Genomic DNA, 26,538 nt, shown 5'->3' on the forward strand with positions numbered 1-26,538 from the left:
GCAACGGTGCGGCCTGTGGGAGTTTTGTTCCGGATCAACAGCGGGAAACCAGCCCCTGCTTTATTCGGAGGGCACGTATTCTACAACTTCCAGATCGAATCCGGATATCGCATTGAACTTCATTGGCGAACTCATCAGGCGCATCTTGCGTACGCCCAGGTCGCGCAGAATCTGCGAACCGGCACCCACGGTGCTGTAGGTGGTGGGTGTCTTGACCTGGCTGCTGTCGGCGCTTTCGCGGATATGCGCCAGCAGCACGTCGCCGTCCAGCGGGTGTCCGAGCAGCAGCACCACGCCGCTGCCGGCCTCTGCCACGGCGCTCATCGCGGCGCGCAGGCTCCAGCGGCCGGGCTGCTTGACCAGCAGCAGGTCGCGCAGCGGGTCCATGTTGTGCACCCGCACCAGGGTCGGTTCCTCGGCGCAGATCTTGCCCAGGGTCAGGGCCATGTGCACGTCGCCTTCGACCGAATCGCGGTAGGTCACCAGGTTGAACTGACCCAGTTCGCTGTCCAGCGGCTGCTCGGAAATCCGCTGAATGGTACGTTCGTGGATCATGCGGTAGTGGATCAGGTCGGCGATGGTGCCGATCTTGATGTTGTGCTCGGCGGCGAACACTTCCAGCTCGGCGCGACGCGACATGGTGCCGTCGTCGTTCATCACCTCGCAGATCACCCCGCTCGGCTCGAAACCGGCCATGCGCGCCAGGTCGCAGGCCGCCTCGGTGTGGCCGGCACGGGCCAGGGTACCGCCGGGCTGGGCCATCAGCGGGAAGATGTGGCCCGGGCTGACGATGTCTTCGGCCTTGGCGTCCCGGGCGGCGGCGGCCTGCACGGTGCGCGCGCGGTCGGCGGCGGAGATACCGGTGGTGACGCCTTCGGCAGCTTCGATCGAAACGGTGAACTTGGTGCCGAAGCCCGAGCCGTTGCGCGGGGCCATCAGCGGCAGCTTGAGCAGCTCGCAGCGCTCGCGCGACATCGGCATGCAGATCAGGCCACGGGCGTGCTTGGCCATGAAGTTGATGTGTTCGGCCTTGCAGCACTCGGCGGCCATGATCAGGTCGCCTTCGTTCTCGCGGTCTTCGTCATCCATCAGGATGACCATTTTGCCCTGGCGAATGTCTTCGACCAGTTCTTCGATGCTGTTGAGCGCCACGCGGCACCCCCTTCTAAATCAGGATTTCAGGTAGCCGTTGGCGGCCAGGAAACTTTCGGTGATGCCACCCTTGCCCGGCTCGGCGGCCTTGTCGCCCAGCAGCAGACGCTCCAGGTAACGGGCCAGCAGGTCGACCTCAAGGTTAACCCGACGCCCAGTGCGATAGTCGGCCATGATGGTTTCAGCGAGGGTGTGCGGCACGATGGTCAGCTCGAACTCGGCGCCATCGACCTGGTTGACCGTGAGGCTGGTGCCATCGACGGTGATCGAGCCCTTGTGGGCGATGTACTTGGCCAGTTCGGCCGGCGCGCGCAGGCGGAACTGGATGGCGCGGGCGTTATCGCTGCGCGAGATGACCTCGCCGACACCGTCGACGTGGCCGCTGACCAGGTGGCCGCCCAGGCGGCTGCTGGGGGTCAGGGCCTTTTCCAGGTTGACCCGGCTGCCTACCTTGAAGTCGGCAAAGGCGGTGCAGTCGAGGGTTTCGCGGCTGACGTCAGCCCAGAAACCGTCGCCAGGCAGTTCGACGGCGGTCAGGCACACGCCGTTGACGGCGATGCTGTCGCCCAGTTTCACGTCGCCCAGGTCGAGCTTGCCGGTTTCGACATACACGCGCACGTCGCCGCCTTTGGGGGTGAGTGAACGGATGCTGCCGATGGATTCGATGATGCCGGTGAACATGAGTCCTCCTTCAGAACGGGTCGCGCAAGGCGCAGGCCGCGAATTATACGCCGGGCGCAGGCACAGGAATGGCAGTGACTCGCCAGTCATCGCCTACGGCGCGCATGTCGGTGATTTTGAGGGCCTGCGCTTCGCTCATTCTGGCCAGGGGCCAATCGAGCAATGGGCGGGCACTGGAGCCGAGAAACTTGGCAGCGATGAAGAGCTGGTATTCGTCCACCAGGCCCTGTTGCGCGAAGGCACCGGCCAGGCCCGGGCCGGCCTCCACCAGCACCTCGCTGGCACCACGCCGGGCCAGTTCGCGCAGCAGCGCGGGCAGATCGACGTGCCCGTCGGTGCCGGGCAGGCTCAGCAGGTCATGGCCGGCCTGGGCGTACTGCGCAACTGGCGCGGCGGCCGTCACCACCAGCACCGGGCCGGCCTGGAAGAACGGCGCCGTCAGCGGCAGGCGCAGGCGCCCGTCGATGAGCACGCGCAACGGTGGACGGGCCATCGCCAGGGCGGTGCTGGCGGCGTCCAGCCCAAGCTCGCTGGCGCGCACGGTCATGCGCGCGTTGTCGGCCAGCACGCTCTGGGCGCTGGTCAGCACCACGCTGGAGCGCGCGCGCAGACGCTGCACCGCCGAGCGTGCGGCCGGGCCGGTGATCCACTGGCTCTCGCCACTGGCCATGGCGGTGCGCCCGTCCAGGCTCATCGCCAGCTTGACCCGCACAAAGGGCAGGCCGTGTTCCATGCGCTTCAGAAAGCCCGGGTTGAGTGCGCGGGCCTCGGCCTCCAGCACACCGCTGGCAACCTCGATACCGACGTCGGCCAGGCGCTTGAGCCCCTGCCCCGCCACTTGCGGGTTGGGGTCCTGCATGGCCGCCACCACCCGCGCCACACCGGCCTTGACCAGCGCCTCGGCACACGGCGGCGTGCGCCCGTGGTGGCTGCACGGCTCCAGGGTCACATAGGCACAGGCGCCACGGGCCAGCTCGCCGGCCTGGCGCAGCGCGTGCACCTCGGCATGCGGTTCGCCGGCGCGTACGTGCCAGCCTTCGCCGACCACCTGCCCGTCACGCACGATCACGCAACCGACCCGCGGGTTGGGATGGGTGGAATAGAGACCCTTGCGCGCCAGTTCCAGCGCACGGGCCATGTAGTGGGCGTCGAGCACGTCGCGTTCGCTGGGCAGGCTCATTGCTTGGAAGGCTCGCGCGCCAGGCGGTCGATTTCTTCACGAAATTCGTCCAGGTCCTGGAAGCGACGGTACACCGAGGCGAAGCGGATGTAGGCCACTTCGTCGAGCTTTTGCAGCTCGGCCATCACCAGTTCGCCGACGACCAGCGACTTGACCTCGCGCTCGCCGGTGGCGCGCAGCTTGTGCTTGATGTGGGCCAGCGCCGCTTCGAGGCGCTCGACGCTCACCGGGCGCTTTTCCAGCGCCCGCTGCATGCCGGCGCGCAGTTTTTCTTCGTCGAAGGGCTGGCGGCTGCCGTCGGTCTTGATCAGGCGCGGCAGCACCAGTTCGGCGGTTTCGAAGGTGGTGAAGCGCTCACCGCAGGCCACGCATTCGCGGCGACGGCGCACTTGTTCGCCCTCGGCAACCAGTCGCGAGTCGATGACCTTGGTGTCGTTGGCACCGCAGAAGGGACAGTGCATGGTGGCAGGCAACAAAAAAAGGGAGGGTCATGGTAGCGCATCCCACTGGCAAGACAAGCCAAAGCAGTTACCATCCAGTGAGGAAATATCCCCCCGAAGGAATTGATCATGCCCTTTAGAGCGCTCGTTGTGCTCAGTTTTGCCGCCCTGCTGGCCGCCTGCAGCAGCGATGAACCCAAGCCGGTGCTGGCCCCCAAGGCCCCGGTAGCGGCCAAGCAACCTGTGGCCCTGGGCCCGCTGCCGGCCTACCAGCGTGAAATCAGCGGCACCCTGCTTGGCATCCCGTCGGGCGCCGAGGTCGAGCTGGCGCTGCTGGTGGTCGACCCGCGCGGCCGCCCGCAACGCCTGCTGGCCAGCAGCAACCTGGACGCCAACGGCCAGGACCTGCCGTTCCAGCTGCGTTTCAACCCCGAGGCGTTCCCTGCCGGTGCGCGGGTGGAGCTGCGCGGGCGTGCCAGCCAGTCCGGGCAGCTGATCCTGCACCTGCAACCTGTGGCGGTCAGCAGCCCGCAAACCCAGGCCACCGGCCCGCTGCGCCTCGAAAAAGCGCCGTGACCGCGCCGATCCACCTGCAACAGGCGTTGAGCGGGCTGCTGGGGGACGCACGGCTGGTGGTCAGCGAGCTGCCGGCCTGCGACCTCAAGCTGTGGCTGATCGATGCGCACAACATGGACCGCGCGTTCAGCCCCGAAGAAACCCGGCGCATCCTGCACGAGCCGCCCTACTGGGCCTTCTGCTGGGCCAGCGGTCTGGCCATGGCGCGCTACCTGGCCGCCCGCCCCGAGTGGGTGGCCGGCAAACGCGTGCTGGACTTCGGCGCAGGCTCGGGCATTGCCGGCATCGCCGCCGCCCGCGCCGGGGCGCTTGAAGTGGTGGCCTGCGACCTCGACCCGCTGGCGCTGCAGGCAAGCCGCGCGAATGCCGCGCTCAACCAGGTGCAGTTGGGCTACTCCAGCGATTTCTTCGCCGAGGCCGACCGCTTCGACCTGGTGCTGGTGGCCGATGTGCTCTACGACCGCGCCAACCTGCCGCTGCTCGATGCGTTTCTCAGCCGCGGGCACCAGGCGCTGGTGGCGGACTCGCGGGTGCGCGACTTCCGTCACCCCCTGTACCGCCAGCTCGACACCCTGCACGCCCTGACCCTGCCAGACCTGGCCGAACCCCACGAATTCCGCCAGGTGAGCCTGTACCACGCCAGCCGCAGCGCTTTATAGTGTTGCCATTCAAGGATTTGCGAGAGTCGCGATGAGCCAGGAAACCCCGTACATCTTCAATGCCACCAGCGCCGACTTCGACCAGTCGGTGATCCAGAACTCCCACGTCAAACCCGTGCTCGTCGACTTCTGGGCCGACTGGTGCGCGCCGTGCAAGGTGCTGATGCCGCTGCTGGAGAAAATCACCGCCGAATACCGGGGTGAGCTGCTGCTGGCCAAGGTCAACTGCGATGTGGAACAGGACATTGTCGCGCGCTTCGGTATCCGCAGCCTGCCGACGGTGGTGCTGTTCAAGGATGGCCAGCCGGTCGACGGCTTTGCCGAGGCACGCCCGGAATCGGAAATCCGCGCAATGCTCGAACCGCATGTGCAACTGCCGCCACCGGCGGCGGCCGACCCGCTGGTAGTGGCCCAGGGGCTGTTTGCCGAGGGACGCTTCAGCGAGGCCGAGGCGCTGCTCCAGGCCCTGCTGACCGAAGACAACAGCAATGCCGCGGCACTGATCCTGTATGCCCGTTGCCTGGCCGAGCGTGGCGAGCTGGGCGAAGCGCAGACCGTGCTCGATGCGGTCAAGAGCGATGAGCACAAGGCTGCACTGGCCGGTGCCAAGGCGCAGCTGACGTTCCTCAAGCAGGCCGCCAGCCTGCCGGACGTGGCCGACCTGAAGTCACGCCTGGCACAGAACGCCGAGGATGACGAGGCGGCGTATCAGCTGGCAGTGCAGCAGCTGTCGCGCCAGCAGTACGAGGCGGCGCTGGACGGGCTGCTGAAACTGTTCAAGCGCAACCGCGGGTATGAAGGCGGCCTGCCGCACAAGACCCTGCTGCAGGTGTTCGACCTGCTGGGCAACGAGCACCCGCTGGTGCTGGATTACCGCCGCAAGCTGTTTGCTGCGTTGTACTGAGGTCAACCGCCCGCTCCCACAAGGTTACCTACCCGCGCTGTGGGAGCGGGCTTGACCCGCGATGGGATCAACGCGGTGTTCAGCCGACCCAGTGATAGACCGGCGCATCCGCCCCGCTTTCCACCCTCACCTCGCTGCTATGGCGCAAACGCACCAGCAGGCGCTTGCCGGCCGCCGTATTGCCCGCCAGCCCCTCCAGCGCCTCCAGCAACTGGGGCCCGTTCAACTGACCAGCCTTGCGCAACACCTCGCGCGCCGCCTGCCACACTGCATCGTCCGGGCGAACCGGCGCCGTCGGTACAGCAGCGGCAACCGCCGGCACCCCGGCCGCCTGCAACTGCCCGCCCAACTGCGCCCACTCATGGGGCTCCAGCTCCACGCTCAAATCCACCGGCCATTCGCCGATGTGTCCACGAATACGCACGTTCGCACCCTCCACTCGATCAGGCGCCCATGCTCCCACGAAGTTTCATCCAGCGACACTGGTACGCGGCCGACAAGTTGTTATAACATTTCGAAACTCTTTCAGCGCCTTCCGGAGTTCCGCCCATGCGTCGTCTGCTGCTTGCCTTGCCGTTCGCCCTGCTGCCCCTGAGTCTGGTTTACGCCCATGACGACCATGACCATGAGCATGGCAGCCTGGGTGCCCATGAACATGGCGTGGCGCACCTGAACGTCGCACTCGACGGCAATGCCCTGGAGCTGGAATTCGACAGCCCGGCGATGAACCTGGTGGGCTTCGAACATGCCGCCACTTCTGCCACCGACAAGGCCAAGGTCGCGGCCGTGCGCGCCCGGCTCGAAACACCCCTGGCGCTGTTCGGCCTGAACAAGGCAGCCGGTTGCAGCGAAACCGACCAGGACCTGCAAAGCCCGCTGTTCGGCGACAAGCCGGTGCATGACGAGGATGGCGACGCCCGCGATCACGAACACAGCGACATCAACGCCCATTACAAACTCGAATGCACCACCCCGGCCCAGCTCACCCGCCTGGACCTGGCGCCACTGTTCAAGGCCTTCCCCGCCACCCAGAAGATCCAGCTGCAACTGGTGGGCCCCAATGGCCAGAAGGGCGTGGACCTGACCCCGACCCACAGCGCGATCGACTTCTGACATGGGCCAGGCACTGATCGAACTGTCCCGGCTGGGTTTCGCCTGGCCCGGCCAGCCTGAGCTGCTGGACATACCGGCGTTGCGCCTGCAGGCCGGCGAGTCGCTGTTCCTCAAGGGCCCCAGCGGCAGTGGCAAGACCACCCTGCTGGGCCTGCTGGGCGGGGTGCAGAAGGCCGACCGCGGCAGCATCCGCCTGCTCGGCCAGGAGCTGGGCGCGCTCAGCCAGGGCCAGCGCGACCGTTTTCGCGTCGATCATACCGGCTACATCTTCCAGCAGTTCAACCTGCTGCCGTTTCTGTCGGTACGCGAAAACGTCGAGCTGCCGTGCCGTTTCTCGCGCAGCCGGGCGCAACGCGCCGGCCAGCGCTACGGCAGTGTGGACAAGGCCGCCGCCAGCCTGCTCGCCCATCTGGGCCTGAAGGACCCGGCACTGCTGGCACGGCGCGCCGACAGCCTGTCGATCGGTCAGCAGCAACGGGTGGCCGCCGCCCGCGCGCTGATCGGCCAACCCGAGCTGGTGATTGCCGACGAGCCGACTTCGGCGCTCGATGCCGACACCCGTGAAGCCTTCATCCGCCTGCTGTTCGCCGAATGCCGCGCAGCCGGCTCCAGCCTGTTGTTCGTCAGCCACGACCAGAGCCTGGCACCGCTGTTCGATCGCCAGCTGTCGCTTGCCGAACTCAACCGCGCCGCGCGCCCTGCCAGCGACCTGGAGGCCTGATGTACCTGCTCCGCCTTGCCCTGGCGAGTCTCGCCAACCGCCGCTTCACTGCCCTGCTCACCGCCTTCGCCATCGCCCTGTCGGTGTGCCTGCTGCTGGCGGTGGAGCGGGTACGCACCGAGGCCCGCGCCAGTTTTGCCAGCACCATCAGTGGCACCGACCTGATTGTCGGTGCGCGCTCGGGCTCGGTGAACCTGCTGCTGTACTCGGTGTTTCGCATCGGCAACGCCACCAACAACATCCGCTGGGACAGCTTCGAGCACTACGCCAGCAACCCGCGGGTGAAGTGGGCCATCCCGATCTCGCTGGGCGACTCGCACCGCGGTTACCGGGTGATGGGCACCACCGAAGCCTACTTCGAGCATTACCAGTACGGGCGCAAGCAGCACCTGCAGCTGGCCAGCGGGCGTGCCTTCGCCAGCGACCCGTTCGAGGTGGTGCTGGGCGCCGAGGTGGCCGACGCGCTGCATTACAAACTCGGCGACAAGCTGGTGCTGGCCCATGGCGTGGCCGCCATCAGCCTGGTCAAGCATGACGACAAGCCGTTCACCGTGGTGGGCGTGCTGCAACGCACCGGCACCCCGGTGGACCGCACCCTGCACATCAGCCTTGGCGGCATGGAGGCGATCCACGTCGACTGGCACAACGGCGTGCCCGCCCGCGGCGCCGGCCGCGTCAGCGCCGAACAGGCCCGAGGCATGGACCTCACACCCAAGGCCATCACCGCGTTCATGCTGGGCCTGAACAACAAGATCAGCACCTTCACCCTGCAACGCGAGATCAACGAGTTCCGCGGCGAGCCGCTGTTGGCGATTCTGCCCGGCGTGGCCCTGCAGGAGCTGTGGAGCCTGATGGGCACCGCCGAACAGGCGCTGTTCGTGGTGTCTCTGTTCGTGGTGCTGACCGGCCTGATCGGCATGCTCACGGCGATCCTCACCAGCCTCAACGAGCGCCGCCGCGAAATGGCCATCCTGCGCTCGGTGGGTGCACGCCCCTGGCATATTGCAGGGCTGCTGGTGATGGAGGCGTTCACCCTGGCGCTGGCGGGGATTGCCGCCGGGCTGGGCCTGCTCTACCTTGGCATCGCCCTGGCCCAGGGCACGGTGCAGGCCAACTACGGCCTGTACCTGCCGCTGGCGCTGCCCAGCGCCCACGAGTGGAGCCTGCTGGGGATCATCCTCGGCGCCGCCGTGCTGATGGGCAGCATTCCGGCCTGGCGGGCCTACCGCCAGTCGCTGGCCGACGGTTTGTCCATTCACCTGTGAGAACGCCCGTGATACGTCGTGCCCTGCTGTTGTTGCTGTTGATTGCCCCGCCCCTGTGGGCAGGTGAGCCGCGCACGCTGGAATGGCCGCAATTGATCCCCGAGGGTGCACCGGTGATCGTGCCGCAGATGACCCCACTGCACGACCTTTCGCAGTTGAGCAACGCGCTGGCCGGCGAAAGCGGCCCGGCGGCGCAGCAGCAGGCGCCCGACGCGCCGGTGGTGAAGGCACTGGATGGCCAGCAGGTGAAGCTGCCGGGCTACATCGTGCCACTGGAAGTCAGCGAGGAAGGCCGTACCACCGAGTTCCTGCTGGTGCCGTACTACGGCGCGTGCATTCACGTGCCGCCCCCACCGTCGAACCAGATCGTGCACGTGTTCAGCGAAATCGGCATCAAGGTCGAGGAGCTGTACCAGCCCTACTGGATCGAGGGGCCGATGCAGGTCAAGGCTTCCAGCAGCGAGCTGGCCGAGGCCGGCTACCAGATGGAAGCCGAGAAGATCTACGCCTATGAACTACAATAGAAGCCCCGCGCCAGGGCGTTTGCGGTTTCATTGAGCTGCGTCAAGAATCACCGCCTGTCAGCTCCTTACCATTGGACACATTAAATTCTAAACGTCCTTTGGGAGCTTCCATGAACAAGTCCTTGCTCAGCGCCTCGCTCATTGCCCTCGCGCTTGCAGCCCCTGTTGCCCACGCCCACCAGGCGGGCGATTTCATTCTGCGTGCCGGTGCGATCACCACCGCACCGAACGAGGACAGCGGCGATATCAAGCTCGACGGCACCAAGGTTGGCGGCACCAAGGCCACCCTGGACAGCGACACCCAGCTGGGCCTGGCCTTTGCCTACATGCTGACCGACCACATCGGCCTGGAACTGCTGGCAGCCACCCCGTTCCAGCACGAAGTGGGCGTAAAGGGCCTGGGCGCGGGCCTGGACGGCAAGCTGGCGAACATCAAGCAACTGCCACCGACCCTGTCGCTGCAGTACTACCCGATGGAGCCGACCTCCAAGTTCCAGCCTTACGCCGGTATCGGTCTTAACTACACCCTGTTCTTCGATGAAGACCTGAGCAGCAGCCGCAAGGCCCAGGGCTTCAGCAACATGAAGCTCAAGGACTCGGTCGGCCTGGCCGGCCAACTGGGCATGGACTACATGCTGACCGACAACCTGCTGGTCAACGCCGCGGTCTGGTACGTGGACATCGACACCAAGGCCACCATCGACGGCCCAAGCGCGCTGGGCGTGGGCAAGACCAAGGTGAGCGTGGATGTGGACCCATGGGTCTACATGGTGGGTGTGGGTTACAAGTTCTGACCATGAAAAAGCCCCGATCATTCGGGGCTTTTTTTTGGCTGCGATTCCCGTCAGGGAGATACCGCCTGCAGGAGCCGGCGTTGCCGGCGAAGCTTTTTACGTTCAGCGCCCCAGCAGGTGCGCCAGCCCATCGGCCAGTGGCGTCGGCTCGGGCAGGTCGAAGCGCGCCAGCAGCCGCGCATTGTCGGCCCGCGAATGACGGATATCACCCGCGCGCGCCGGCCCGTGATTGACCTCGGGCAACGGCCCTACCACCTTGCGCAGTGCGTCGAGCAACTGGTTCAGCGTGGTGGCGCGGTTCAGCCCCACGTTCACCGCGCCCTCCTGCACCTGCGCCTGTTCCAGCGCCTGCACCAGCACCGCCACCAGGTCGGCCACATACAGGAAGTCACGGGTCTGCTCGCCATCGCCAAACAGGTTGATCGGCGTGCCGTTGAGGGCGCGCTCGCAGAAGATGCTGATCACTCCCGAATACGGCGACGACGGGTCCTGGCGTGGCCCGAAGATATTGAAGAAGCGAAACACCACCGGCTCCAGCCCATGCTGGCGACGATAGAAGTCCAGGTACTGCTCGCTGGCCAGCTTGTCCACCGCATAGGGGGTCAGCGGCGCCTTGGGCGTGTCCTCGTCGATGGCCTGGCCTTCACCGTTGTTGCCGTACACCGCAGCGCTGGAGGCAAACAGCACGCGCTTGATGCCGGCCACACGCATCGCCTCGCACACGTTCAGCGTGCCGATGAAGTTGCTCTGGTGGGTCCTGACCGGGTCTTCCACAGAGGCCTGCACCGAGGCCACCGCCGCCAGGTGCACCACGGCCTGGCAGCCCTCGGCGGCCCGGGCCACCAGGGCGGCATCGGCCACGTCGCCCTCGATCAGTTGCAGGCGCGGGTTGTCCAGCTGCAGGTTCAGGCGCCGGCCGGTAGACAGGTCGTCGAGCACGCGCACCGCGTACCCCTTGGCCAGCAGCGCGTCGCTCAGGTGGGAGCCGATGAAGCCGGCCCCCCCGGTAATCAGGATAGGAGCATCAGCCATGACGATAGAACCGGTCCAGTAGGGTCGGCAGGCCGGCGCGCCAGGCACGCGGCTTGATGCCGAAGGTGTGGAGGATTTTCTTGCAGGCCAGCACTGCGTGCTGGGGTTCTTCGGCAGCATCCGGGCGGGCGGCGTGGGCCTGCGCAGTGGGCGCTTCGACGGCCAGCTGACGCAGTTGCCCGGCTTCGCTGAGGATCGCCTGACCCAGCGCCAGCGGCGTGGTCGCCTCGTTGCCGGCGTAATGGTAGGTGCCCCACAGTGGCGCGCCACAGTCCAGTTGCTTGAGCACCGCCAGGATCACCCGCGCTGCATCGTCGACCGGGGTCGGGTTGCCACGCCGGTCGTCGGCCAGCAGCAGTTCCTGCGAGTGCTCGGCGCGGGTCAGAAAACGCCCCAGCACGCCGTCGACGCTGTCGTCGAGCACCCAGCCAAAGCGCAGCAGCACGTGCTGCGGGCAGGTCGCGCGCACGCTCTGTTCGATGCGCCACAACGCCTGGCCACGTTGGCCGAGCGGTACCGGCTCGTCCTTTTCGCTGTAGGCCGTGGCCCGCGAACCGTCGAATACCCGGTAGCTGGAGGGTTGCAGCAAGATGATATTGTGGTGCTGGCACAGTTCGGCCAGGCGCTCGACCGCACGCTCCTGCGAAGCCAGGCGCTGCTCGCTCACCGATTCGGCCTGGAACCAGTCGAAGTAGTAGGCCAGATTGATCAGCGCATCGGGGCGGGTTTCATCGAGCAGCTGGGTCAGGCTCGCGGCATCCCAGCCCTGGTCAGGTGGGCGCGGCGCCAGAAAGCCGATATCTTCCTCGGCCCCGAGGCGAATCAGCGCTTGCCCAAGGGCATTTCCACCACCCAACAGCATCAGGCGCATTCGCATAGAATCAGCAGGTCCGGTCAGATAAATTGAGGGAAAGCGGATATTTTGCGGCTTCCAGCAGGCGAAGTCCAACGCGGGGCCGACTGGCGCCAAAGTCTAGAGTGTGTCAGCGCAAAGTGTGACGGGTTCAACGTAGTTCAAGAAATAACCTGCGCGCCCACCAGAAATGCCCGACTGCATCTACTGTAAAAGCGTCAGCCTCGCTGGTTCATGTCGACTTGTCGACCCTTCACCCCGGGCAAGAGGACCGCTTCATGCCGATCAAGACGGCCGCACACGGACGTGAGCGTTGGCAATTCGACGAACCCAGCCCGGGCCGCGAGTGCCTGGTGGTCGAAACGTTCGACGGCTACAGCCAGGAAGGTCGCCTGCTGATCCCCGATATCGAGCACGCGCCGCCGCTGTTCATGCTCGGCGGCGCACGCAGCGACTTCACCCACCTCAACCCGCTGCTGTACCGCCTGCAGGCCCTGGGCATCGGCTCGCTGACCGGCAACCTGTCGGGGCACAGCCTGGCCAGCCTGCCGGGGGCCCGGGCGCCCTCGCTGCACACCAACCTGGCCGAGGCGCTGCGCTTCTTTCGCCACGTCGAGCATCGCTGCAACACCGTGATCGGCCACAGCCTGGGCGCAGCGCTGGCGCTGAAAGTGGCAGCACACCATGCACGCCAGGTGAACAAGCTGGTGCTGCTGTGCCCGGCGGTCTATGCCGACAGCGCTTACGATGCACCGTTCGGCCCGGCCTTCACCCGCGCCATCAGCACCCCCCACGGGTTTCTCGACAGCGACAGCTACAAGTTCCTGCGCAGCTATCGCGGCCAGGTGCTGCTGGTGCTGGGCCAGTACGATGGCCTGCTGGCCGCCCACCACGGGCGAACCCCGGGCACGTCGGCAGGCCATGTGGAAATCGACGGCATGCTGCGCTACAGCCCGATCCCGGCCGAAGTCATCCAGGCGCTGAGCGACACCCTACCCCCCGGGCATTTCGAACAGCTGACCCTGCCCGACTGCGACCACGGCATCGCCGCACACCTGCGCGCCCATCCCCCACAGGCCGGGGCCCTGGCGCAGCAGGTGGCGGCATTCATTCGCCGCTGAGCACGGCGCCCTTCACTCGATCTCGAACAGGCCGTTGCGAATCGGCCCGACGTTGAGCCGTGCGCGCACATCGTCATCGATGCGCGGGTCATCCGGGCGGTACAGCCGGACCTGGCGGTAGGCATTGATGCGGTTGATTTCCGGGCCCAGGTATTCCCACACCACGCGGGTACACGCCGGAGTGCGCCGGTCACCGCTGGAGACGCCGGTCTTGAGGCCGTTGAGCCGGGTGATGCGGCTCTTGAAGCTGGGAATCAGGATGGTCTGGCTCATCTCGTTGACCGTCAGCGATTCGTAGTCGATCAGAAACACCCGGTCCTGCAACTGAAAGGCCGCGCCCAGGTAGCGGCAGCGCACCCAGTCTTCGGCCTGCACGTCGGTGCTGCTGGAGCGCTCCTGGCGTTCCTGGCGCTCGAACAGGAACGTGCCGCGTTCTTCGCGCAGGTGCACCAGCGACAGCAGGATGCTGCCCGGCACCGACATGCAGTTGGAATACTCGAAGTAGTAGCCGCAGTAGCGCGACAGATTGCCCTCGTGCTCGCGCAGCGGGCGCAGCAGTTCCAGCAACGGGTCGGCCTGGGCCGGGCTGGCAAGCGCCGAGCTGCGCGCACCGATCAGGCGCGCGAACTGTTCCGGCGGCAGGCCCAGTTCGTAGTCCTCGACGCCGAAGAAGTCGCCGATGCGCTTGAGGTTGTACGCCGTCGGCTGGCTCTGCCCGCTCAGGTACTTGTTGAACTGCGCCCGGTTGATCGACAGCTGCCGGCAAACCTCGGAAATAGAGCGGTAATGGCTGCACGCCAGCTTGAGGTTGGGGCCCAGGTGTTGACTCATTGATCAGGTACCGATTGATGCGATAGGCGCCAGTTTAGCATCAGGTCGCATCAACTCAGAGCAACCCGCGAAATTGTAACGACGTTTGTCATGACCAACCATGCGCCCCCAGGCAAACGGCGCACGCCGTCAGCCACTGTCATTCAGAACAAGAACCGAGGTCACGCCATGCTCGAAGTGCTCAACGATTTCCTTTCGGGGAAGCTCCTTATCGTGCTTATCGTCGGACTGGGAAGCTATTTCACCCTGCGCTCGCGATTTGTGCAGTTTCGCCATTTCATCCATATGTTCGGCGTATTCAAGGAATCGTTGCGCGGCCAGGCGGGCCAGTTGAGTTCGTTCCAGGCACTGATGCTGAGCCTGGCCGGGCGCGTGGGTGCCGGCAACATCGCCGGTGTCGGTATCGCCGTGACCCTGGGCGGCCCGGGCGCGGTGTTCTGGATGTGGGTGACGGCGCTGGTGGGCATGTCCAGCAGCTTCTTCGAATGCACCCTGGCGCAGGTCTACAAGCGCGCCGACGGTGACGGCCTATACCGCGGCGGCCCGGCCTACTACATCCTGCACGGCCTCAACCTGCGCACCATGGCAGTGGTGTTCTCGGTGTTGCTGCTGGTGACCTACGGCTTCGCCTTCAACGGCCTGCAGTCGTACACCGTGACCCACTCGCTGCAGAACGCCTTCGGCTTCGCCCCGGAGCACACCGGGATTGCCCTGGCCGTGCTGCTGGCCATCGTGTTCCTGGGCGGGATCAAGCGCATCGCCTCGGTGTCCGACCTGCTGGTGCCGGTCAAGACCCTGGCCTACATCGGCGTTACCCTGTACGTGATCGGCAGCCAGATCGAACACGTGCCGGCCATGCTCGAAACCATCTTCAAGAGCGCCTTCGGCCTGGACCCTGCATTCGGCGGCCTGCTGGGCAGTGCCATCGTGATGGGCGTCAAGCGTGGCGTGTTCGCCAACGAAGCGGGCCTTGGCAGTGCGCCCAACGTGGCCGCCGTGGCGGCAGTGAAACACCCGGGCGCCCAGGGCGTGGTGCAGGCATTCAGCGTGTTCCTCGATACCTTCGTGATCTGCACCTGCACCGCGCTGCTGATTCTGCTGTCGGGCTTCTACACCCCGGGCTTCGAAGGTGACGGCATCGTGCTGACCCAGAACTCGCTGGCTGCCGTGGTCGGTGACTGGGGTCGCCTGTTCGTCAGCGTGGCGCTGTCGCTGTTCGTGTTCACCTGCATCCTCTACAACTACTACCTGGGCGAAAACAGCCTGCAGTTTCTGACCCGCAACCGTGCGGTGCTGATGGTCTACCGTGCCCTGGTGCTGGCGCTGATCGTGTGGGGCTCGGTGCAGAACCTGTCGACCGTGTTCGCCTTCGCCGACATCACCATGACGTGCCTGGCCTTCGTCAACCTGATCGCCCTGGCGCTGCTGTTCAAGATCGGCCTGCGCGTGATGCGCGACTACGACGACCAGCGCAAGGCAGGCATCAAGCAGCCGGTATTCGACTCGGCCAGGTTCCCCGACCTGGACCTGGACACCCAGGCCTGGCCTGCTGTCCAGCCCGCTGAAAGCGCACGCCCTGCCAGCGTGAGCGAAGCTCAAGCTCAAGCGCAACGCTGAGCTACCCTGTGCCGCCGCCCCGTTCGCGGGCGGCAGCCGATTCGCGATGCCCCTTTTCTCACCTGCCTGGAATGCTCACCATGCGCGCGGTCAAGAACCTTCTCGTCCTCTACACCGGCGGCACCATCGGCATGCTGCAAACGCCCCATGGCCTGGCGCCGGCCGGTGGCTTCGAGGCACGCATGCGCGCCTGGCTGGACACGCACCCGACGCCACCCCGGGTGCACTGGCGCCTGCAGGAGATGTCACCGCTGCTCGACAGCGCCAACATGCAGCAGGCCAACTGGCTGGCCATGCAGGCGGCCATCGTCACGGCGGTGACGCGTGACGGCCACGACGGCATCCTGCTGCTGCACGGCACCGACACCCTGGCCTACAGCGCAGCAGCGTTGTCGTTCCTGCTGCTGGGGCTGGATGTGCCGGTAGTGCTCACCGGCTCGATGCTGCCGGCCGGCGCACCGCACAGCGACGCCTGGGACAACCTGCACGGCGCCCTGGCCCTGTTCGAAAGCGGCCTGCAAAGCGGCGTGCAGCTGTATTTCGCAGGCCAGCTGCTGCACGGCGCACGGGCCAGCAAACTGCGCAGCGAGGCCTTCGATGCGTTTGCCGCGCCGGCGCGCCACCGCGAAGGCAGCCGCGCCAGCGCGTTGCCCGCGGTACTCGGCTATGCCCAGCCGCGGGTGCCGGTGAAACTGGCGGTGCTGCCGGTGTACCCCGGCTTGCAGGCCGAGCAGGTGCAGGCACTGGTGGCGAGCGGCGTGCGCGGCCTGCTGCTTGAATGCTATGGCAGCGGCACCGGCCCATCGGAGGATGCAGCACTGATGCAGGCGTTGCAGAAGGCGCGCCAGGGTGGCGTGCTGATTGCCGCCATCAGCCAGTGCATCGAGGGCAGTGTGCTGTTCGATACCTACGCCGCCGGCAGCCGCCTGCGCGAGACCGGCCTGGTATCGGGCGGCGGCATGACCCGCGAGGCGGCGCTGGGCAAGCTGTTCGCCCTGCTGGGCGCGGGGCTGGACATCGACACCGCCGAGCACTGGTTCGCCCTGGACCTGTGCGGTGAACGGGTGGCCTGAGGCACTGCGAAAAATGGCGGAAGGCAGCCGGAGTCGAACCTGCCCGGGAACGGCTGCCGTCCCCAACCGGGTTTGAAGCCCGGCCGCGCCACCGGGCGCGATTGCCTTCCTTGAATTCAGTTGTCGCCCGGTTGAGCCAGGGCATTGTCGCGGCGAATGCGACGCTGGTCGCCCAGGCGCCGGGTCAGGCCGATGCGGTCGAAGTATTCCAGCACCTGGATGCTGCGCTTGCGCCCGATACCCAGCGCATCACGAAAAACCGTCACCTGCACCTCATCACCCGCCATGCGCAACAGCATAGCCGCCATTTGCCGCACTGTGGCCTCGGGATAGAACAGATCGCGCACCACCTGGTGCACCTGGCCCAGACGCGCCATCTTGCGCAGCAGCAGCCGCACCTCGGCTTCTTCGCTGCCGGTGGCGCGGGCCAGGTCGCGCACCCAGGGCGGATCGAAACGCGCCGCCAGCAGCAACGGTTGCACCTGTTGCCAGAGCGCCGTGTCGGCCTCGTTCAGGCGCGCCTGGTGCGTGGGCAGGTGCAGCCACGGACCGCTGCTGGCAATCGCCTGCTCGCCCAGCAACTCGTCCACCAGGCTGATGAACGCCGGCCGCTCCAGTGCCAGGCTGGCGAAACGGCGCAGGCGGTCGCGGTCAGGGCCGAGCTGGTCGGGTTCGAGCTCGTGAAAGCGCGCCAGTTGCGCCAGCACCCGGGCCTTGAGCGCCTGCCATTGCGTCGTGTCGAACAGCAGCGGCCCCTGCCGCGTGGCCACCACCTGCACCTGCGCATCCAGCCGCCAGTGGCTGCGCAAGCGATTGAACTGGCGCTCCAGGCGCTGCGGGTCGAGCCCGCCCGTGCCTTGCGCAAGCAGCGCCGGCAAGGCCTGTTCCAGGCTGTCGGCCGCCGCCATTGCCTGCAGCTGCGCCAGCCGCTGCGGGCTGCGGCGCTGGCGGGCCGGGGCAAACGGATCGAGTACGCGCCCGCCGCCAATGGTGCGCTGGGCACTCTGGTCGCGCAGCACCACGGGGTCGCCATGCACCGCCTGCACCGGCGCGTTGACCAGCAGCTGCGCGAACATGCGCGCCCCGGGCGCCAGCCGCTCGCCCTCCAGCAATGCCACGCGGGCGGTGACATCCTGGGTGCCCAGGTGCAGGTGCACCGGGCTGAAATGCTCGAGTGCACGGGCTTCCCCGGCCAGCAGGTGCAGTTCGATATCCAGCCGCTGAGTAGGCGCATGCAGCCACTCGGCCAGCAGCCAGTCGCCGCGGTGGATATGCTCCAGCGCCAGCCGCTCGGCACTGATGTTCAGGGCCACGCGCTGCCCGGCGAAGGCCTGGGTCGCGACCTGGTTCTGCGCGTGCAGGCCGCGCACCCGCACCGGTTTGCCCGCCTTGCCCAGCACCAGGCTGTCGCCCACCTGAACCTGCCCGGACAACGCGGTGCCCGTGACCACGATACCGGCCCCGGCCACGCTGAAGGCCCGGTCGATGGCCAGGCGAAAAGCGCCACCCTGGCTACGCGGCTGCAGGGCGTGCTGCGCGGCGAGCAATGCCTGACGCAGTGCCTCGATACCCTGGCCGCTGACACTCGACACCGCGAACTGCGCCGCCCCGGCATACGGTCCCGGCGCAAGCAGCCCGCGCACCTGGGCCTGCACCGCCTGCACCCGCGCCGGCTCGACCCGGTCGCATTTGGTGATGGCCACCAGCGCCTGCGCGATGCCCAGCAGTTCGACGATGGCCAGGTGCTCGCGGGTCTGGGGCATCACCCCGTCGTCGGCCGCCACCACCAGCAGCACCAGGTCGATACCCTGGGCGCCGGCCAGCATGTTGTGGATAAACCGCTCGTGGCCCGGCACGTCGACAAAGCCGGTCAACGGCGCATCCGTCGCCAGCGCTGCATAACGGTAGCCAAGGTCGATGGTGATGCCGCGTTCGCGCTCTTCGCGCCGATGATCCCCGGCCTGGCCGGTGAGGGCTTCGAGCAGCGCGGTCTTGCCATGGTCGATGTGCCCGGCGGTGCCGACGATCACGTGGGCAGTACCGCCAGTTGCGTCAGCTGCGCCAGCCACGCGGGTTCGTCATCCAGCTGGCGCAGGTCGAGCCACAGCGCGTCGTCGTCCAGGCGCCCGAGCACCGGGATGGGCAACGCGCGCAAGGCCGCTTCCAGCGCCAGCAGGCTGCGACCGCGCAGGCGCTTGGACACCTGTGGGCGCATGCACAGCGCAGCACTGGGCAGGCGTGCCACCGGCTGGCTGCCGCTGCCGATCATGCCCAGTGCAGGCAGCGCGGCAACGCTCCACGACGCGCCCAACGCCTGTGCCATGCGCGGCGCCAAGCGTTCGGCCTGGGCCAGGATCTCGGCTTGCGGCCGGGTCAGCAGGCGCAGGCTGGGCAGGCGCTCGGCCAAACGGTCGGGGTCGCGGTACAGGCCCAGCACCGCTTCCAGCGCGGCGAGGGTCAACTTGTCGACCCGCAGGGCACGCTTGAGCGGGTTCTTCTTGATGCGCGCGATCAGCGCCTTGCTGCCCACGATGATCCCGGCCTGCGGACCGCCGAGCAGCTTGTCGCCGCTGAAGGTAACGATATCGGCGCCATCGGCCAGGGCCTGACGCACCGTGGGTTCGGCGGGCAGGCCCCAGCGGGTCAGGTCGATCAGGCTGCCGCTGCCCAGGTCTTCGAGCAGCGGCAGGCCGTGCTGGTGGGCCAGTTGCGCCAGCTCGGCGGTGGGCACATGGCTGGTGAAGCCTTCAATGCTGTAGTTGCTGCAATGCACGCGCATCAGCAGGCCGCTGCGCGGGTTGATTGCCGCTTCGTAGTCGCGGGCGTGGGTGCGATTGGTGGTGCCCACCTCGTGCAGCCTGACCCCGGCGCGGGCCATGATGTCGGGGATGCGGAATGCACCACCGATCTCGATCAGTTCGCCGCGCGAAATGATGCCCTCCTTGCGCGCGCCCAGGCTGTTGAGCGCCAGCAGCACGGCGGCGGCATTGTTGTTGACCACGGTCACGGCCTCGGCGCCGGTGAGCTCGCGGATCAGGCCTTCGATCAGGTCGTCACGGTCGCCGCGCTTGCCGCTGTCCAGGTCGAACTCGAGGTTGAGGGGGTGGCGCGCGGCAAGCTGGACGGCCTCGATGGCGGCTTCGGGCAGCAGCGCGCGGCCCAGGTTGGTGTGCAGCACGGTGCCGGTGAGGTTGAACACCCGGCGGATGTGGCTGCGGTGCCGGGCGGCGAGGCGTTCGTTGGTGCGGCCGGCGAGCACCTCGGGGGCCAGTTCGGCAGCGCCGAGCTGGCCGTGGCGGGCGGGCTCGCGCAGGTCATCGAGCAGTTGGCGCAAGGTGGCGAGCACGGCGTCGCGGCCGTAGCGGTCCACCAGGGGAACGCAGGCAGGGCTGCGCAGGAGGGTGTCGATGGAGGGTAGACGGTGGGTGCACTGAGTGACGTTGGAGGACATGCAAAAACGCTCCGGCCTATGTAGGAGCCGGCCTTGCCGGCGAATGGAACACCGCGCAGGGTCGGATCCCACAGTGTAGTGCGCCCTTCGCGCAAGGCCGCCCTACAGGCCCGGGGCCAGCAACAGGTTCGGCGCCAGGCGCTGGTACCCCTCCTGATCCAGGCGCATGTCCAGTGCCAGGCTGGCCAGGTCTGCCGACAGGGCCTCCGATTGCGCATCGCTTTCAAGGTAGACCAGCTTCAGGTAACTGTGGCATTCGAGGCAGCATTCGGCCCGCAACGGCGACTGCCCGGCGACATGGCGGTCATCCTCCAGGCTGAAGTACTGCAAGCCCTTGCTTTGCTCGCAATACACGCACTTGACCCGCACCGCATGCCATTCACAGGCACACAACGCACACACCAGGTAGCGCAGGCCGTTGTACTTGCCGCGGTGGCGGATTACCCCCGCCATCGCCGGCGAACCACATGCCGGGCACTGCCCCAGGCTGTCGCCGGGCTTGAGTTCGACGCCGGGCATGGCCAGCAGCCAATGGCTCCACGCCGCCTGCAGCGCGGCCCCCAGAAACGGCACCAGCGCCGCCGGCACCGCGCTGTACTGCCCGCCCAGCAGTGCCAGCGCCCACACCATGCGCTGCCCTGCCCCGGCCTCGCGCAATTGCATCTGGGCCTGATGCGCCAGCGGCGAAGACGCCTCGTAGCGTTGCAACAGGGCATCCAGCCAGCCCTGCCAGGCGCCCTCGCGCACCAGGCTGTCGGCGGCCAGTGGCGCCAAGCCGTGGGTCACGCACAGTTGCAGGCGCTGCGGGTCGGGCATGGCCGCTGCCGGCGGGTTGTCCAGCAACCCCTGCTGCACGCGGCACAACCCGGCCACGAAGCGCAGGTAGTCGCCCAGCGCATGCCCCTCGGCCAGCAGGTCGAGGCGTTCGGCACGCAGCGCAAACAGCTGGGGCGGTGGCGGGTGCAGAAACGGCGGCGAACTGGCCGACGCCTGGATCTGATCGGGTTCCATCACGGTACTCAAGGCTTGGCTCCTTTGTGCGTGTCGGGCCGCTCGTCCCGAGTGACCTCCCGGTACCATAGCGCATGGTGCTTGCGCGCCCACGCGCGGCTGACCCAGCCATGCAGCATGGCGCTGACCGAGCCCTTGATCCAGATGCCGGCATAGATGTGCACGATGATGCTCAGCACCAGCACGAAGCCGGCCAGGGCATGCAGCAGGGTGGCCAGGCGAATGGTGTCGATACCGAAGTACGCGCTGAAGTAGGCACGCCAGATCACCACGCCACTCACCAGCAGCACCAGCATGCACGCCAGCAGGGTCCAGAACAGCAGCTTCTGCCCGGCGTTGTACTTGCCCACCGGTGGTACGCCCTCCTCCTCGTTGCGGATCACCCGGTCGACCCGGCGCAGCCACTGCCGGTCGGTGGCGGTGATGAAGTTGGCTCGCCAGAAGCGCAGCACCAGCCCCAGGAACAGCACGAACATCAGCACGCCCATGAACGGGTGCAGGACGCGTGTCCACGGCCCGCCGCCGAACAGGTGGCTGAGCCAGAACAGCGCCGGGTGAAACAGCGCCAGCCCCGACAGTGCCGCCATGAAGAACAGGATCGCCACCAGCCAGTGGTTGGTGCGCTCGTTGGCGGTGTAACGCAGTATCGGCTTGTGCTTCATGGCCGTTGCTCCCCTGGTGCGGTGGGCTTGCCCGGGTCATACACATGCACCGACGGGTCGACCTGATGCACGCTGGTGTCAGGATGCTCGTCATCCTCTTCCTCGACCCGCTGCGGGCCGATGCGCACGTAGTGGAAGAACCCGGCCAGCACCGCCGCCCCCATGGCCAGCAGCGCCAGCGGTTTGCTCACGCCCTTCCATAGCCCGACCAGCGGGCTGATCACCGGGTTGTCGGGCAGCCCCGCGTACACGCGCGGCGTGTCGGCGTGGTGCAGCACGTACATCACATGGGTGCCACCCACGCCGTCCGGGTCGTACAGGCCGGCATGCTCGAAGCCCCGCGACTTGAGGTCGACGATGCGTTCGGCGGCGTGCTCCTGCATGTCGGTCTTGCTGCCGAACACGATGGCGCCGGTGGGACAGGTCTTCACGCAGGCCGGCTCCAGCCCCACGGCCACGCGGTCGGAACACAGGGTGCACTTGTAGGCCTTGTGATCCTTCTGCGAGATGCGCGGGATGTTGAACGGGCAGCCGGTGATGCAGTAGCCGCAGCCGATGCAGTGGTCCTGGTTGAAGTCGACGATGCCGTTGGCGTGCTTGATGATCGCCCCCGGGCTGGGACAGGCCTTGAGGCAGCCGGGGTCGGCGCAGTGCATGCAGCCGTCCTTGCGGATCAGCCACTCCAGGTTGCCGTCGGCGGTCTCGTGCTCGGTGAAGCGCATCAGCGTCCAGCTTTCAGCACTGAGGTCCTGCGGGTTGTCATAGGTGCCGTGGTTGTGACCCACCTCGTCGCGCAGCTCGTTCCATTCCGAACACGCCACCTGGCAGGCCTTGCAGCCGATGCACTTGGTGGTGTCGATCAGCTTGGCGACCTGCTCCTGCTGGCGCACCGAGGGGGGCAGCGTGGTGGTGGCCGAACGGGCAATGATGTCTTGGCTGGCCATCAGATCTTCTCCACGTTGACCAGGAACGACTTCGATTCCGGGGTCTGTGTATTGCCATCGCCGAGGAACGGCACCAGGGTGTTGGTCAGGTAGCCATGCCGCGTCAGCCCGGTGAAGCCCCAGTGCAGCGGGATACCGACCTGGTGCACGGTCTGGTTGTTGACCTGCAGCGGACGAATCCGCTTGGTGACGACCGCCACCGCCTCGATATGCCCACGCTTGCAACTCACCCGCACCCGGTCGCCGGCCTGGATACCCTTCTGCTGCGCCAGCACTTCACCGATCTCGACGAACTGCTCGGGCTGGGCGATGGCGTTCAGGCGCGCATGCTTGCTCCAGAAGTGAAAGTGCTCGGTCAGCCGGTAGGTGGTGGCCGCGTAGGGGTAGTCCTTGGCCTGGCCGAGGGTGTCCCACACCGAGTCGAAGATGCGTCCGGCCGGGTTGCTGGTGGCCTTCTTGTTGGTGGGGTGCAGCGGGTTGATCCCGATCGGCGTCTCGAAGGGTTCGTAGTGCTCGGGGAACGGGCCTTCGGCCATCTTGTCGACGGCGAAGAACCGGGCCACCCCTTCGGGGTTCATGATGAACGGGTTCATGCCCGCCTCGGGGGGCACGTCGGCCTTGTAGTCCGGGGTGTCGGTGCCGGTCCAGGCCTTGCCGTTCCACCATACCAGGCGTTTTTTCGGGTCCCAGGGCTGGCCTTGCGGGGTGGCCGAGGCACGGTTGTAGAGGATTCGCCGGTTCATCGGCCAGGCCCAGGCCCAGCCCAGGTTCTGCTTCATGCCATACGGGTCGCTGTTGTCGCGCCGAGCCATCTGGTTGCCCTGCTCGGTCCAGCTGCCGCAGAAGATCCAGCAGCCGGACGCGGTACTGCCATCGTCCTTGAGCTGGGCGAACCCCGACAGTTGCTGGCCGCCCTTGAGCGCGGCGCCGGTGGCATCGACCTGATCGGTCACGGCCACGCCGTTGAGCTCCCTGGCCAGCTCTTCGGGGGAGGGTTCATCGGCGACCTTGTACGGCCAGCTGAGGTTGAGCAGCGGTTCGGCAAACGCGCCACCCTCGGCGCGGTAGCGTTCACGCAGGCGCAGGAACAGGTCGCTCATGATGCGCACGTCGGTACGGGTTTCGCCCGGGCCGTCGGCGCCCTTCCAGTGCCACTGCAGCCAGCGGCTGCTGTTGACCAGCGAACCGTCCTCCTCGGCGAAGCAGGTGGTGGGCAGGCGGATGACCTCGGTGGCGATGTCGGCCGTGCTGACGTCGTTGTACGGCCCTGCGTTGCGCCAGAACTCCGAGGTTTCGGTGGCCAGCGGGTCCATCACCACCAGCCACTTGAGCTTGCTGAGCGCGGCAGTGACGCGGTTCTTGTCGGGCAGCGCAGCAATCGGGTTGAAGCCCTGGCACATGTAGCCGTGCACCTCGCCCCTGCCCATCATGTCGAACATCTTGAGCACGTCGTAGCCTGGGATGTCGAGCTTGGGCAGCCAGTCGTAGCCCCAGTGGTTCTCGGCAGTGGCGTTGGCGCCATACCAGGCCTTCATCAGACTGACGTGGAACTTGCCGTAGTTCTGCCAGTACGACAGCTGCCCTGGGCGCAGCGGCTTGAGGGCGCGTTTGGCGATGTAGCCGTCGTAGTCCTGCTCGGCATCACCGGGCAGGGTCAGGTAGCCCGGCAAGGAGTTGGACAGCAGGCCCAGGTCGGTCAGGCCCTGGATGTTGGAGTGCCCGCGCAGGGCGTTGACCCCGCCACCCGGCATGCCGACGTTGCCCAGCAGCAGTTGCACCATCGCCGCGCTGCGGATGATCTGCGCGCCGATCGAATGCTGGGTCCAGCCCAGGGCATAGAGGATGGTCATGGTCTTGCCGGGTGTGGAGCAGGTGGCGATCTCTTCCCAGATCTTCTGCATGCTGGCCTGGGGCATGCCGCAGGTCATGCTGGCGAGCTCCGGGGTGTAGCGGCTGTAGTGCTGCTTCATCAGCTGGTAGACGCAGCGCGGGTCCTGCAGGGTCGGGTCGACCTTGGCGAAACCGTCTTCACCCAGTTCGTAGCCCCAGCCGGACTTGTCGGCATAGGTACGCTTGGCCGCATCGTAGCCACTGAACAGCCCGTCCTCGAAGCCGAAGCCGGCTTTGACGATGAACGACACGTCGGTGTAGTTGCGCACGTACTCGTGCTGGATCTGGTCAGTGCTGAGCAGATAGTTGATCAGGCCGCCCATGAAGGCGATGTCGCTGCCGGTGCGAATCGGCGCGTAGTAATCGGCCACCGAGGCGGTACGGGTAAACCGTGGGTCGACCACGATCAGCCGCGCCTGGTTGTGCGCCTTGGCTTCGGTCACCCATTTGAAACCGCACGGGTGCGCTTCTGCTGCGTTGCCGCCCATCACCAGGATCAGGTTCGCGTTGGCGATATCGGTCCAGTGATTGGTCATGGCACCACGGCCGTACGTCGGGGCAAGACTTGCCACCGTCGGGCCGTGTCAGACACGCGCCTGGTTGTCGAACCCCAGCATGCCCAAACTGCGAATGACCTTGTGGGTCAGGTAGCCGGCTTCGCTGGAAGCCGCCGAGGCCGCGAGGAACCCGGTGCTGAGCCAGCGGTTGACGGTCTGGCCCTGGGCGTTCTTCTCGATGAAGTTGGCGTCGCGGTCGGCCTTGACCAGCTCGGCCACTCGGTCCATGGCCTCATCCCAGCTGACGCGCGTCCACTCGTTGCTGCCCGGCTTGCGCACCTGCGGGTACTGCAGGCGGCTGGGGCTGTGGATAAAGTCCAGCAGGCCTGCACCTTTGGGGCACAGGGTGCCGCGGTTGACCGGGTGATCGGCGTCGCCTTCGACGTGGATGATGCTCTGCGCCACGTTCTTGCCCGCATCGCCCTGGCTGTACAGGATCAGGCCGCAGCCGACCGAGCAGTAGGGGCAGGTGTTGCGGGTTTCCTTGGTGCGGGCCAGCTTGAAGTGGCGTATCTGTTCGGCGAAGGCCGGCGCGGGGGCCATGCCCAGCGCCGCCAGGCTCGAACCTCCAAGGCCGATGGCGGCGACCTTGAAAAATTGCCGACGGTTGAGATCCATCGTGCACTCCTGATCAGGTGGTGGACGCGCGGAGCATTGCCGGCGTCTCGTGAACAGTCACGGTGGCGGCCACTGGGTGGTCGTCAATATTCACTCTAGCCAAGATCGGGCCAAGCACCATTAAAACGGATTATCGATGCGCGCAACGGGTGCATAATCGCCAGCCTGACCACCATCGCCAAGGGACTGCATGATGCAATTGGACAAGAACGGGTTGCCGCTGCTGGAGCAGTTTGGCGAAGAAGGTTTTGTGGACTGCGTGTTTCAGGTGCAGCACCTGATGCAGGATGACGTGCACTACCACTTTGACCTGCGTGCCGCGTTCGCCGGGCACTCGGTGGGTGTGCGGGCGCGGCTGCGACGCGACGTGCAGCCGGGGTTCGATGGCGAGATGAACGTGATACAGGCGCACTTCTACAGCGACGGGCTCGAGATCTCGTCGCTGGGCCTGGAGACCGAGCGGTTCATCGAGGCGCTGGCACAGCTGTATGAAATCGAGCTGGTCGATGGCCCCGGGGCGGTCGGCGAGCGCTTCAGCGTGATTGCGCTGCACCAGGCGGACACCGGGCTTGAAGCGGGTGCGGTGCGCCTGAAGGTGTTCGGCAACGACCGTTCGGATTCGGCGCCAGGCAGCTACTACGAAAGCTTCTTCAATGTCGACCTGCCAGCCGGTCATGTGTACTGGAACGAGAAGGACGTGGAGTATCGCGCACCGATGCTCAATGCACTGGCCGGGCTGGTGGGCCAAGGCGTGGCCGCGGCGTGAGTGCTCACGGGCCGCTTCACCTCCTGGCGGCCCGCTAGAGGTACCGCGAGGCCCGCACGTGCGCTGAACATCGCAAGCGTGTCAGGGCCACCGCCCACCGAGG

General features: G+C 66.6%; 26 protein-coding genes and 1 tRNA gene. 12 read left to right on the plus strand and 15 right to left on the minus strand.

The features are described 5' to 3' along the window. Positions 1-60 precede the first annotated feature (60 nt). The 4 genes from ribBA to nrdR are packed head-to-tail and all read right to left on the minus strand — an operon-like array spanning position 61 to position 3,474. Positions 61-1,152 carry a bifunctional 3,4-dihydroxy-2-butanone-4-phosphate synthase/GTP cyclohydrolase II gene (gene ribBA, locus DN387_RS24380; protein ID WP_043861894.1) on the minus strand — a complete coding sequence of 364 codons (1,092 nt, stop codon included), beginning with the start codon at positions 1,150-1,152 and terminating at the stop codon, positions 61-63. 18 nt (positions 1,153-1,170) lie between these two features. Then, complete coding sequence (locus tag DN387_RS24385) at positions 1,171-1,833, minus strand: riboflavin synthase (RefSeq protein ID WP_043861895.1); 663 nt, start codon at positions 1,831-1,833, stop codon at positions 1,171-1,173. A gap of 43 nt (positions 1,834-1,876) precedes the next feature. Continuing rightward, positions 1,877-3,013, minus strand: coding sequence for a bifunctional diaminohydroxyphosphoribosylaminopyrimidine deaminase/5-amino-6-(5-phosphoribosylamino)uracil reductase RibD (gene ribD / locus DN387_RS24390; protein ID WP_054916422.1), 1,137 nt, complete (start codon positions 3,011-3,013; stop codon positions 1,877-1,879). Beyond that, on the minus strand, positions 3,010-3,474 hold the full coding sequence (nrdR, locus tag DN387_RS24395; RefSeq protein WP_043861897.1) for a transcriptional regulator NrdR: 465 nt from the start codon (positions 3,472-3,474) through the stop codon (positions 3,010-3,012). Before nrdR ends, ribD begins: the two co-directional genes overlap by 4 nt. A gap of 108 nt (positions 3,475-3,582) precedes the next feature. On the opposite strand from nrdR, the gene DN387_RS24400 reads away from it, so the two are divergent. Genes DN387_RS24400 through trxA form a run of 3 tightly spaced genes read left to right on the plus strand, consistent with a single transcriptional unit; the run spans position 3,583 to position 5,592 of the window. Continuing rightward, positions 3,583-4,029 (plus strand): YbaY family lipoprotein, encoded by a 447-nt coding sequence (locus tag DN387_RS24400; protein ID WP_043861898.1) that lies wholly within the window; start codon positions 3,583-3,585, stop codon positions 4,027-4,029. After that, entirely contained in the window at positions 4,026-4,688 is a 663-nt protein-coding gene (locus DN387_RS24405) for a methyltransferase (RefSeq protein ID WP_054916423.1), read from the plus strand. Before DN387_RS24400 ends, DN387_RS24405 begins: the two co-directional genes overlap by 4 nt. A 31-nt stretch (positions 4,689-4,719) precedes the next feature. Beyond that, on the plus strand, positions 4,720-5,592 hold the full coding sequence (gene trxA, locus DN387_RS24410; RefSeq protein ID WP_054916424.1) for a thioredoxin: 873 nt from the start codon (positions 4,720-4,722) through the stop codon (positions 5,590-5,592). 79 nt (positions 5,593-5,671) lie between these two features. Here trxA and DN387_RS24415 read toward each other — a convergent pair whose 3' ends face one another. Beyond that, positions 5,672-6,016 carry a hypothetical protein gene (locus tag DN387_RS24415; protein ID WP_054916440.1) on the minus strand — a complete coding sequence of 115 codons (345 nt, stop codon included), beginning with the start codon at positions 6,014-6,016 and terminating at the stop codon, positions 5,672-5,674. A 125-nt stretch (positions 6,017-6,141) separates the two neighbouring features. Between DN387_RS24415 and DN387_RS24420 the strand changes: the two genes are divergently transcribed. The 5 genes from DN387_RS24420 to DN387_RS24440 all read left to right on the plus strand — a co-directional run bounded on the left by DN387_RS24420 (position 6,142) and on the right by DN387_RS24440 (position 10,009). Then, positions 6,142-6,705, plus strand: coding sequence for a DUF2796 domain-containing protein (locus DN387_RS24420; RefSeq protein WP_054916425.1), 564 nt, complete (start codon positions 6,142-6,144; stop codon positions 6,703-6,705). 1 nt (position 6,706) lies between these two features. Beyond that, positions 6,707-7,426 (plus strand): ABC transporter ATP-binding protein, encoded by a 720-nt coding sequence (locus DN387_RS24425; RefSeq protein WP_043861902.1) that lies wholly within the window; start codon positions 6,707-6,709, stop codon positions 7,424-7,426. Beyond that, positions 7,426-8,691, plus strand: a complete 1,266-nt coding sequence (locus DN387_RS24430) for an ABC transporter permease (RefSeq protein ID WP_043861903.1) — start codon at positions 7,426-7,428, stop codon at positions 8,689-8,691. Before DN387_RS24425 ends, DN387_RS24430 begins: the two co-directional genes overlap by 1 nt. 11 nt (positions 8,692-8,702) lie before the next feature. Then, complete coding sequence (locus tag DN387_RS24435; RefSeq protein ID WP_043861948.1) at positions 8,703-9,215, plus strand: DUF3299 domain-containing protein; 513 nt, start codon at positions 8,703-8,705, stop codon at positions 9,213-9,215. A gap of 110 nt (positions 9,216-9,325) precedes the next feature. Next, entirely contained in the window at positions 9,326-10,009 is a 684-nt protein-coding gene (locus DN387_RS24440) for an OmpW family protein (RefSeq protein ID WP_043861904.1), read from the plus strand. Between the two features lie 102 nt (positions 10,010-10,111). Here the strand turns inward: DN387_RS24440 and DN387_RS24445 are convergent, their stop codons facing one another. Both DN387_RS24445 and DN387_RS24450 read right to left on the minus strand, forming a co-directional pair. Next, entirely contained in the window at positions 10,112-11,041 is a 930-nt protein-coding gene (locus tag DN387_RS24445) for an NAD-dependent epimerase/dehydratase family protein (protein WP_054916426.1), read from the minus strand. Next, a complete protein-coding gene (locus DN387_RS24450; RefSeq protein WP_054916427.1) occupies positions 11,034-11,918 on the minus strand; it encodes a sugar nucleotide-binding protein in 885 nt (294 codons plus the stop codon). The genes DN387_RS24445 and DN387_RS24450 overlap by 8 nt, the downstream gene beginning before the upstream one ends. 254 nt (positions 11,919-12,172) lie before the next feature. Between DN387_RS24450 and DN387_RS24455 the strand changes: the two genes are divergently transcribed. After that, the gene (locus DN387_RS24455) at positions 12,173-13,015 is read left to right on the plus strand and encodes an alpha/beta hydrolase (RefSeq protein WP_054916428.1); all 843 of its coding nucleotides are present in this window, start codon (positions 12,173-12,175) and stop codon (positions 13,013-13,015) included. A 12-nt stretch (positions 13,016-13,027) separates the two neighbouring features. On the opposite strand, the gene DN387_RS24460 is transcribed toward DN387_RS24455, so the two are convergent. Then, the gene (locus tag DN387_RS24460) at positions 13,028-13,846 is read right to left on the minus strand and encodes a helix-turn-helix transcriptional regulator (RefSeq protein ID WP_043861908.1); all 819 of its coding nucleotides are present in this window, start codon (positions 13,844-13,846) and stop codon (positions 13,028-13,030) included. Positions 13,847-14,014: 168 nt separating this feature from the next. Between DN387_RS24460 and DN387_RS24465 the strand changes: the two genes are divergently transcribed. After that, entirely contained in the window at positions 14,015-15,463 is a 1,449-nt protein-coding gene (locus DN387_RS24465; protein ID WP_054916429.1) for a sodium:alanine symporter family protein, read from the plus strand. An 80-nt stretch (positions 15,464-15,543) separates the two neighbouring features. Then, positions 15,544-16,536 carry an asparaginase gene (locus DN387_RS24470; protein ID WP_054916430.1) on the plus strand — a complete coding sequence of 331 codons (993 nt, stop codon included), beginning with the start codon at positions 15,544-15,546 and terminating at the stop codon, positions 16,534-16,536. Between the two features lie 14 nt (positions 16,537-16,550). Here the strand turns inward: DN387_RS24470 and DN387_RS24475 are convergent. From DN387_RS24475 to fdnG, 7 genes are all read right to left on the minus strand, one after another. Continuing rightward, positions 16,551-16,646 (minus strand) — tRNA-Sec (locus DN387_RS24475). Positions 16,647-16,652: 6 nt separating this feature from the next. Further along, on the minus strand, positions 16,653-18,566 hold the full coding sequence (gene selB / locus DN387_RS24480) for a selenocysteine-specific translation elongation factor (protein ID WP_054916431.1): 1,914 nt from the start codon (positions 18,564-18,566) through the stop codon (positions 16,653-16,655). After that, positions 18,563-19,987 carry an L-seryl-tRNA(Sec) selenium transferase gene (selA, locus tag DN387_RS24485; protein ID WP_054916432.1) on the minus strand — a complete coding sequence of 475 codons (1,425 nt, stop codon included), beginning with the start codon at positions 19,985-19,987 and terminating at the stop codon, positions 18,563-18,565. The genes selB and selA overlap by 4 nt, the downstream gene beginning before the upstream one ends. Positions 19,988-20,089: 102 nt before the next feature. Next, positions 20,090-21,010 carry a formate dehydrogenase accessory protein FdhE gene (fdhE, locus tag DN387_RS24490; protein ID WP_054916433.1) on the minus strand — a complete coding sequence of 307 codons (921 nt, stop codon included), beginning with the start codon at positions 21,008-21,010 and terminating at the stop codon, positions 20,090-20,092. Continuing rightward, entirely contained in the window at positions 21,007-21,660 is a 654-nt protein-coding gene (locus DN387_RS24495) for a formate dehydrogenase subunit gamma (RefSeq protein ID WP_054916434.1), read from the minus strand. Before DN387_RS24495 ends, fdhE begins: the two co-directional genes overlap by 4 nt. Next, the gene (fdxH, locus tag DN387_RS24500) at positions 21,657-22,604 is read right to left on the minus strand and encodes a formate dehydrogenase subunit beta (RefSeq protein ID WP_043861915.1); all 948 of its coding nucleotides are present in this window, start codon (positions 22,602-22,604) and stop codon (positions 21,657-21,659) included. Before fdxH ends, DN387_RS24495 begins: the two co-directional genes overlap by 4 nt. Beyond that, on the minus strand, positions 22,604-25,669 hold the full coding sequence (gene fdnG / locus DN387_RS24505; protein WP_156326250.1) for a formate dehydrogenase-N subunit alpha: 3,066 nt from the start codon (positions 25,667-25,669) through the stop codon (positions 22,604-22,606). Before fdnG ends, fdxH begins: the two co-directional genes overlap by 1 nt. Positions 25,670-25,862: 193 nt before the next feature. On the opposite strand from fdnG, the gene DN387_RS24510 reads away from it, so the two are divergent. Next, positions 25,863-26,435, plus strand: coding sequence for a hypothetical protein (locus DN387_RS24510; RefSeq protein WP_052504272.1), 573 nt, complete (start codon positions 25,863-25,865; stop codon positions 26,433-26,435). The last annotated feature ends 103 nt before the right edge of the window (positions 26,436-26,538 follow it).

It is taken from the genome of Pseudomonas sp. FBF18 (assembly GCF_024261405.1).
Lineage (GTDB): Bacteria > Pseudomonadota > Gammaproteobacteria > Pseudomonadales > Pseudomonadaceae > Aquipseudomonas > Aquipseudomonas palmensis.